Source organism: Thioclava pacifica DSM 10166, assembly GCF_000714535.1.
Classification (GTDB): Bacteria; Pseudomonadota; Alphaproteobacteria; order Rhodobacterales; family Rhodobacteraceae; genus Thioclava; species Thioclava pacifica.
The window spans coordinates 102,270-110,223 of sequence record NZ_AUND01000002.1; the positions used below are offsets into that span (position 1 = coordinate 102,270).

At 62.1% G+C, this 7,954-nt stretch carries 10 protein-coding genes and 1 tRNA gene; 10 read left to right on the forward strand and 1 reads right to left on the reverse strand.

From position 1 onward, the window contains the following. Positions 1 to 3 precede the first annotated feature (3 nt). The 10 genes from TP2_RS03825 to TP2_RS03865 all read left to right on the forward strand — a co-directional run bounded on the left by TP2_RS03825 (position 4) and on the right by TP2_RS03865 (position 7,537). Positions 4 to 411, forward strand: coding sequence for a ketosteroid isomerase-related protein (locus TP2_RS03825; RefSeq protein WP_038073693.1), 408 nt, complete (start codon positions 4 to 6; stop codon positions 409 to 411). After that, positions 411 to 992: a GNAT family N-acetyltransferase gene (locus tag TP2_RS03830; RefSeq protein WP_038073699.1), complete on the forward strand. Its 582-nt coding sequence runs from the start codon at positions 411 to 413 to the stop codon at positions 990 to 992. The genes TP2_RS03825 and TP2_RS03830 overlap by 1 nt, the downstream gene beginning before the upstream one ends. Next, on the forward strand, positions 989 to 1,858 hold the full coding sequence (locus tag TP2_RS03835; RefSeq protein ID WP_038073700.1) for a carbon-nitrogen hydrolase family protein: 870 nt from the start codon (positions 989 to 991) through the stop codon (positions 1,856 to 1,858). Before TP2_RS03830 ends, TP2_RS03835 begins: the two co-directional genes overlap by 4 nt. A gap of 340 nt (positions 1,859 to 2,198) precedes the next feature. Beyond that, positions 2,199 to 3,530 (forward strand): RNA-guided endonuclease InsQ/TnpB family protein, encoded by a 1,332-nt coding sequence (locus TP2_RS18195; RefSeq protein ID WP_157617032.1) that lies wholly within the window; start codon positions 2,199 to 2,201, stop codon positions 3,528 to 3,530. A 135-nt stretch (positions 3,531 to 3,665) separates the two neighbouring features. Further along, complete coding sequence (gene infA / locus TP2_RS03840) at positions 3,666 to 3,884, forward strand: translation initiation factor IF-1 (protein ID WP_010397442.1); 219 nt, start codon at positions 3,666 to 3,668, stop codon at positions 3,882 to 3,884. After that, positions 3,881 to 4,453 carry a Maf family protein gene (locus TP2_RS03845; RefSeq protein WP_038073703.1) on the forward strand — a complete coding sequence of 191 codons (573 nt, stop codon included), beginning with the start codon at positions 3,881 to 3,883 and terminating at the stop codon, positions 4,451 to 4,453. Before infA ends, TP2_RS03845 begins: the two co-directional genes overlap by 4 nt. After that, positions 4,450 to 5,502, forward strand: a complete 1,053-nt coding sequence (locus tag TP2_RS03850) for a ribonuclease E/G (protein WP_038073706.1) — start codon at positions 4,450 to 4,452, stop codon at positions 5,500 to 5,502. The genes TP2_RS03845 and TP2_RS03850 overlap by 4 nt, the downstream gene beginning before the upstream one ends. Continuing rightward, on the forward strand, positions 5,499 to 5,690 hold the full coding sequence (locus tag TP2_RS03855) for a DNA gyrase inhibitor YacG (protein WP_038073709.1): 192 nt from the start codon (positions 5,499 to 5,501) through the stop codon (positions 5,688 to 5,690). The genes TP2_RS03850 and TP2_RS03855 overlap by 4 nt, the downstream gene beginning before the upstream one ends. Before the next feature lie 99 nt (positions 5,691 to 5,789). Next, positions 5,790 to 5,865: transfer RNA gene (locus tag TP2_RS03860), tRNA-Phe, on the forward strand. Positions 5,866 to 6,268: 403 nt separating this feature from the next. Further along, positions 6,269 to 7,537: a DUF6538 domain-containing protein gene (locus TP2_RS03865; RefSeq protein ID WP_038073719.1), complete on the forward strand. Its 1,269-nt coding sequence runs from the start codon at positions 6,269 to 6,271 to the stop codon at positions 7,535 to 7,537. A 13-nt stretch (positions 7,538 to 7,550) separates the two neighbouring features. Here the strand turns inward: TP2_RS03865 and TP2_RS03870 are convergent, their stop codons facing one another. Beyond that, a complete protein-coding gene (locus TP2_RS03870) occupies positions 7,551 to 7,787 on the reverse strand; it encodes a helix-turn-helix domain-containing protein (protein ID WP_038073737.1) in 237 nt (78 codons plus the stop codon). Positions 7,788 to 7,954: the final 167 nt, after the last annotated feature.

Sequence of the window (7,954 nt, forward strand, 5' to 3'; positions counted from 1 at the left end):
CCCATGCCCCGCGCCCGCGCCCTCGACACGATCACGCGTTACTATGACGCTTTCAACGCGGGCGACACCGCGGGGATGGAGGCGCTTCTGGGCGATCCCTTCGCGCATCATGTGAACGAGGGGAAAATCCGCCACGGGGTCGAGGCGTTTCGCGCGTTCAACGCGCATATGACCCGCTGCTATCGCGAGCAGCTGACCGAGATGGTGATCATGGCCAATGACGCGGGCACGCGCGGGGCGGCGGAGTTCATCGTGAACGGTGTTTATCTGGAGACCGATGACGGGCTGCCCGAGGCGCGCGGGCAATCCTATGTCCTGCCGGCGGGGGCGTTCTTCTCGCTCGACGGGGGCAAGATCACGCGGGTCGTCACCTATTACAACCTCGCCGACTGGATCGCGCAGGTCTCGTGATGGAGGTGCGGCGGCTCACTGGCGAGACGCTCGATGCCGTGCTCGACGATGTGGCGCGGCTGCGGATCGCGGTGTTTCGGGACTGGCCCTATATCTATGACGGCTCTCTGGACTATGAGCGGCGCTATATCCAGAGCTACCGGGACTCCGAGGCGGCGGTGGTCGTCGGGGCCTTCGATGGCGCGCGACTGGTGGGGGCGGCCACGGGCACCCCGCTGGAAGATCACTCCGATGATTTCGCGGCGCCTTTCGCGGGAACGGGGCTCAAGCTTCAGGACGTGTTCTATTGCGCCGAGTCAGTCCTGCTGCCGGAGTATCGCGGGCAGGGGCTGGGCCACGCCTTCTTCGATCATCGCGAGGCCCATGCGCGCGCGCTGGGGCGCAGCCATTCGGTCTTCTGCTCGGTGATCCGGCCCGACGATCACCCCTTGAAGCCCGCCGATTACCGCCCGCTCGACGGGTTCTGGCGCAAGCGCGGCTATGCGCCGATGGAGGGCGTGATCGCGCGGTTCAAATGGACCGATCTGGGGGACGATCGCCAGACCAAGAAGGCGCTGCAATTCTGGGGGCGCAAGCTGTGAGCCGCGAGGTCACGATCGCGGCGGCGGCCTATCCGCTCGACTGGTTCGAGGATTGGGCGGGCTATGCGGCCAAGGTTGCTGCCTGGGTCGCCGAGGCGGCCGGTCAGGGCGCGCAGCTTCTGGTCTTTCCCGAATACGCGGCGATGGAACTGGCGAGCCTTGGTGGGACCGAAGTGGCCGCCGATCTGGACGCCTCGCTGAGCCATGTCGCCGGGCTGCGCGCGGAGATGGAGGCGCTGTTCGCGTCTCTCGCGGCGCAGCATGGCGTGCATATCCTTGCCCCCTCCGGCCCGGTGATTGAAGGCGCGAAACGCGTGAACCGCGCGAGCCTCTTCGGCCCCGGCGGGCTGATCGGGCATCAGGACAAGGCGATCATGACGCGTTTCGAGCGCGAGATCTGGCATGTCGATGCGGGTGACGGGCTGGTGCTGTTCGACACCGCGCTTGGCAAGATCGGCGTCACGATCTGCTACGACAGCGAATTCCCCCTGCTGGCGCGCGCACTGGCCGAGGCCGGGGCGGAGATCCTCCTCGTGCCCTCCTGCACCGACACGGTCGCGGGCTATAACCGGGTGCGGATCGGGACGATGGCGCGGGCGCTGGAAAACCAATGCGTGACCGTGCAGGCGCCGACCGTGGGCGATGCGCTCTGGTGCCCGGCGGTGGATGAAAACCGGGGCGCGGCCGCGATCTTCGCGCCGCCTGACGGGCTCTGGCCCGAGAGCGGCGTGGTCGCCGAAGGAGGGCTCGACTCACCCGGCTGGGTGCTGGCGAAAGTGGACCTCGATCAGGTGGCCCGAAGTCGCGCCGAGGGAACCGTTTTGCCTTTCAAACATTGGGCGGAGCAGACAAGGAAGCTTTGGTAGCTTTCGAGAATGGCGAGAGGCGTCAGGACCGAGGGTGCTGAAGGAAGCAGAGGCCGGGTTTGTCGCAGTCGGCAAATTTTAACTTTGGGTCCAGCTTTCGCTTCTTGTCACCAGTGTGAGCAGGGGGCTGGTTTTTGGGGTGCGCCGCATCGTCTTAACCCTTGGCCAATGGGGCTGGCACCATGAGCTAAGGTGAGTTTCCTCGCCAGACGAATTTCCGAAAATGTTTTCTTTGTTAAGCATATTGGCGCCAAGAAGCTTTCTATTTGTGACTTTAACTATTTTTGGCGCGGGTATTATTGCTACCGCTCTGGTTTTCTTGGGCTTCCCTTAAGCGAGTTTGAAGCTTGGTGCGGATGATGTTTTTTATTTATTTATTGTTTTGGCGTTGTGGGTTTTTCTGTTTTTTATTATAATATCTTTAATGTCAGATATTCGATCCCTTTCTTATAAGCGCTATCCGAGCCGCTCTCAGGCGGCGTCTCTTTGGCGTAAGCACTGCCTCCTGACTGATCTCTGGAATGCAGCACTTGAGGAGCGGATTGGAGCGTGGCGCCGGGGCGTGCACATCTGGCTTTCAGATCAGGAAAAATCGCTCAAGTTCATCCGGTCAGATGTGCCAAGTTGGTCATCATATGTGCACACGCACGAGGCGCAGGTTGTCCTTAAGCGCCTCGATCTTGCGTTCGCCAGCTTCTTTCGTCGACTAAGAAATGGTGGTGCTCCCGGATTTCCGCGCTTCCGTGCCCCAGAGAGGTTTAGGGGGTGGGGGTATAAGCAGCATGGCAATGGTTTCAAGGTCGAGATCGGAGTCGGTGGCCGCCACGGGTTCGTTACCCTCTTCGGCATTGGTCGAATGCGGATGCGTGGCATTGCACGGACGCCTGGACGAGTTCTGAAGGCGGATGTCATCCGCGCGGCACGCGGTTGGATGTTAAATCTCGTTGTAGAAACCGGATGTGCGCAGCGCGAACGTGCTCATGGTCCTGCAATCGGTTTGGATTGGGGGGTGTCAGAGTTCGCGACGATCGCGACTGAGGCGGGTGAGTGCGAGGTGATCCACAATCCTCGGCATCTAGCGACCGAGGCTGAAGATCTTCGTAAAGCGCAGCGTAGCCTTTCCATCGTAGCCCGTGAAAGAAAAATCTCTTCGAGGGCTCTGCGTAAACATCGCAAATCCCTTGCGCGGAAACATGCAAAGATTTCGGCTCGGCGTAAGGATTTTCTTCATAAGGTGTCTCAAGAGCTAGTCGCAAAGCACCGGTTTATTGCGACCGAAATGCTAAGCCCACGAAATATGACGCGCTCTGCGCGCGGCACGGCCAAGGCTCCGGGGCGAAACGTGGCCCAGAAAGCGGGTCTCAATCGAGCGATTCTCGATACGGCTCCCTCAACATTTTTGAACATGCTCCGATACAAAGCGGAAGAAGCTGGTGCGGAGTTACTTGAAGCGTCCACGCGCGCTTTGAAGCCTTCCCAATGTTGCCCTGAATGTGGCGCTATGAGGAAAAAGGCTCTTTCTGAGCGCGAGCATTCTTGCAGTTGCGGTTGCAAGATGGGACGGGATGAAGCTTCTGCCCGTGTTCTTCTCCAGTGGGGGCTTCGTTTCGAAGCTAGCACTGAGGCGAAACGTGCCGAAGTGAACAGAGCGGCCGGGACGGCCGTAGGTTAGACCTGTTCTGACCTGAAACCGCCTCTTCCGATTGGAATGATGGTGGAAGGTTCATATTTCCCTTGAATTTCTCGGTTCACGGGCGCATTTAACGCTCGCCCGCAACTGGCGCGGGTAACGATTTTTGGAGTGACCATGGCCAAGGAAGAAATGCTCGAATTCCCCGGTGTCGTGAAGGAACTCCTGCCTAACGCGACGTTTCGGGTCGAGCTGGAAAACGGCCATGAGATCATCGCGCATATGGCGGGCAAGATGCGTAAGAACCGCATCCGCGTTCTGGCTGGCGACAAGGTTCAGGTGGAAATGAACACCTACGACCTGACGAAGGGTCGTATCAATTACCGCTTCAAGTGAGGCTGATCCTCGGCTCGGCGAGCCCGCGACGGCGCGAACTTCTGGCCCAGCTCGGGCTGGAGCCGCATGACGTGCGCCCGGCCGATATCGACGAGACGCCTTTGAAGGGCGAGCCCGCGCGCGATTACGTCGCCCGCATGGCCCGCGAAAAGGCGATGGCGCTGACGATCTCGGAAGGCGAAGCCATCCTGAGCGCCGATACCACGGTGACCTGCGGGCGCCGTATCCTCGGCAAACCCGAAAACGAGAAAGAGGCGGCGGAGTTTCTCTGGCTGCTGTCCGGTCGCCGGCATCATGTGCTGACGGCAGTCGCGGTGCGCACCGTGGATGGGCTGCGCGAGCGGCTTGTCGATACGTTGGTGAAGTTCAAGCCGCTCAGCGACGAGGATGTGAACGGCTATCTGGCGTCCGGCGAATGGCACGGCAAGGCCGGTGGCTATGCGATCCAAGGGAGGGCCGGAGCCTTCGTGCCGTGGATCCAGGGCTCGTTCACGGGCGTCGTGGGGCTGCCGCTGGCCGAGACCGCAAACCTGCTCGCAAGCGCGGGCATCCGGGGAGAAGTGGCATGAAGGGACGCGTGGTTCTGCTGGGCGAGATCGGCGGTCGCGAAGCTGCGGCGCTGATGGTCGACGGCCAGCTTGAAGACCTGATCGTGGATGCCTCTGACGAGGTGGCCTTCGCGCCCGGTGCGATCCTTCGCGGCGTCGTGGGGCGCCAGATGAAAGGGCAGGGCGGGGTCTTCGTCGATTTGCCCGATGGCGCGCGCGGCTTTCTGCGCGAGGCCAAGGGACTTGCTCCGGGTCAAAGCGTGATCTGCATGGTCTCGGGCGGCACCGAGCCCGGCAAGGCGCTCCCCGTCACGCTTAGGGTTCTGTTCAAATCGCGCCTGGCAATCGTCACCCCCGGCGCGCCCGGCATCAACGTCTCGCGCCGCATCCGCGAGGAAGGCCTGCGCGAGGAACTGCAAGAGGTTGCGACGGCGGTGATGGAAGGCTCCGATATGGGGGTGATCCTGCGCTCGGCCGCGGCCCATGCCTCGCCCGAAGAGGTCGGCGAGGATGTCGCCGCGATGCGCGAGCTGGCCGAGGCGGTCACGGGTGATCTAGAGGGGGCTCCCGAACTGCTCGTCGATGCACCCGACCCGCATGAAGAGGCTTGGCGTGACTGGGGCGATCCGGTTCCTGACGAGGTGATCGAGGGCGGCTTTGACGATCACGGCGCGACGGATGCCATCGAGGCGCTTTTGTCCCCGCGCGTGGAGCTGCCCGGCAGCGCCCATATGATGATCGAGCCGACCCGCGCGCTGATCGCCGTCGACATCAATACCGGCAATGACACGACGCCTGCCGCCGCGCTCAAGGCCAATATTGCCGCCGCGCGCGAGCTGCCGCGCCAGCTGCGTCTGCGGGGCCTGGGTGGCCAGATCGCGATCGACTTCGCGCCGATGCCCAAACGCGACCGCCAGGCGCTCGAACAGCAGCTGCAACGCGCGATCAAGGGCGAGCCCGAGGCCGCGCTCGCCGGCTGGACGCCGCTTGGCAATTTCGAGATGCAGCGCAAGCGCGACCGCGTGCCGCTCGCGCATCTTCTGCGTGGCCGGAACGGGGGGGCGGCATGAGTTGTCCGATCTGCAACAAGGAGACCGATCCGAAATATCGCCCCTTCTGTTCGAAGCGCTGCGCCGATGTCGATCTGGCGCGCTGGCTGAACGGGTCCTACGTCATTCCGGGCGATATCGCCGAGGAGGAAGAGCGCGCCCCGACCGGTCCCACCGGCGAGGACACGCCCCCCGGCAAGCCGCATTGAGATCGTTTCGCGAGATCGCGGATTTTTCTGTCAAATCCCTCTGGACAGCCCCGGCGCCCTCGTCTAGTAACCGCTCCACCAAGACCGTCAGGTCGAAGTGCCCGGATAGCTCAGTTGGTAGAGCAGCGGATTGAAAATCCGCGTGTCGGTGGTTCGAATCCGCCTCCGGGCACCACTTAAATCCCTGAAATAAAGACTGTGAGTGGCGGCGTTGTTGCCGTCGTACACCCGTTTTCTGTCGCCTCCTTGCGTCGGTCGGCCGGACTTCCTGTGGGCCCTTTTCGGGGTGCCTGTCATATTCGGATGATGGAGGCGGCTGGAGGCAATTTCTCGCCCTCCTGACGACCAATCCGGAAGCGCTGAAATTTACTGCTGCTCGCGCGCTGAAGGGATGCCGACGTTGCCCTTTGGTGGGGTTTTCTGCTCGGTATTCCTCTCCGACATATTTGCAGCTGATTGCGAGTCAAAATTACAACAGAATATTTCACAATCAATAAGTTAGGCAGAATTTCACCCGGTCCAGGCGGCTTTCGTGCTACACATGTTGATACACAAGGGTTCTTTCCCGGAGGTGTGCGATGAATATCACCAAGCGCGGCGAAGTCTGGCATCTGCGTCGGCGGGTTCCGAAAGCCTATGCCCCGGTCGATCCACGCCGCGAGGTGGTGATCAGCCTTCGAACGGGGTCCGAAGAGGTGGCGCGACAGAAAGCGCCGCTCCTGTGGGATCGGCAGGTCGAGACCTGGGAGGCGCTGCTCGACGGCGCGACGGGTGATGCGGAGGCACGGTTCGCTGCGGCCAAGCGGCTTGCGAAGGTTCAGGGCTACCGGTTTCTCGATTCAAGCAAGGTGGCGCGGCTGCCGGTGCAGGAGCTGCTTGCGCGTATCGAGCTCACCGCTGGCGACGAGATGCGCGATCCGCTTGGGGCAGATTCGCTTCTTGGCGGGGCTGAGTTGCCGCTGATCACCGTGTCGCGGGCGCTCGAGTTGTTCTGGGGGCTCGCGCGCGACAAGACCCTGGGCAAGAGTGCAGACCAGATCCGTCGGTGGCGCTATCCGCATATCAAGGCGGTGCAGAATTTCATCTCGGTAGTCGGAGACAAGCCGCTGGCCGATCTCACGATCGACGATTTTCTCGATTTTCGCGATTGGTGGGCGGAGCGGCTGGAGCGCGAGGGGCTCACGGCGAATTCCGCGAACAAGGACCTGACGCATCTCGGGGCTGTGCTCAAGCGCGTGAACCGTGACAAGCGGCTGGGGCTCAAGCTGCCGCTCGGGGATCTTAGCTTCCGGCAAGGCAGGGCGGCGCGGCGGCCACCCTTCTCGGATGGGTGGATCCGGGATCAGTTGCTTGCCCCTGGGGCGCTCGATGGTCTCGAGCCGCAAGCGCGGGCGATCCTGCTGGTGATGGTGAATACCGGGCTGCGTCCGAGCGAGATCGCGGCGCTGCGGCCCGAGGAGATCCGGCTCGACGATCCGATCCCGCATTTGCTCCTGCAGCCGATCGGTCGGGTCCTGAAGACGCAGAATGCGGAGCGGGTGATGCCTCTGCTCGGCGTGTCGTTCGAGGCGATGCGGGCGTTTCCGGAGGGGTTTTCGCGCTATCGCGAAAGCTCTGCCACGCTTAGCGCCAAGGTGAACGGATATCTCCGGGAGGCGGGTCTCCTGGAGAGCGAGCGGCATTCGCTTTACAGCCTGCGGCACGCGCTCGAGGATCGCATGCTCGCGGCGGAGATCGACGAGCGGATCCGGCGCGACGTGATGGGGCATGCGCTGGGGCGTGAGCGCTACGGGGCGGGCGGTCGATTGGCGACGATTGCGAAGCTACTCGAGCCAATCGCTTTCTAAGCCAAGTGAGCGGTCAACTCCGCAGCTTCGCCTGGAGCAGGGCAGCAGGATCGATATCGAGCGCCTGCGCGAGACGCCAGAGATTGTCGATGGAGATATTCTGCTCGCTACGCTCCACGGCGCTCAAATAGGTTCTGTTGAGACCAGACTCGAGCGCGAGACGTTCCTGCGACCATCCGCGCTCTGCACGCAGTGATCTGAGGTTGATCGCGAGCGTGTCGCGCAGGGGGCTTTTCGGCGTTCGTTTCACCCCCTTGCAATCGCGCAATGTCGGTTTTAACTCTACCTGTTATAAGAGACATTCGTTTGCTCGCTCATCCATCATCCGAAAGGGAGCCGCCTCGATGGCCGCAACTGAAATCGACCCGAGTTTTCTGCTTATTTCCGACCGGGAGAGATCGCGTCCCAAGAAGTGGT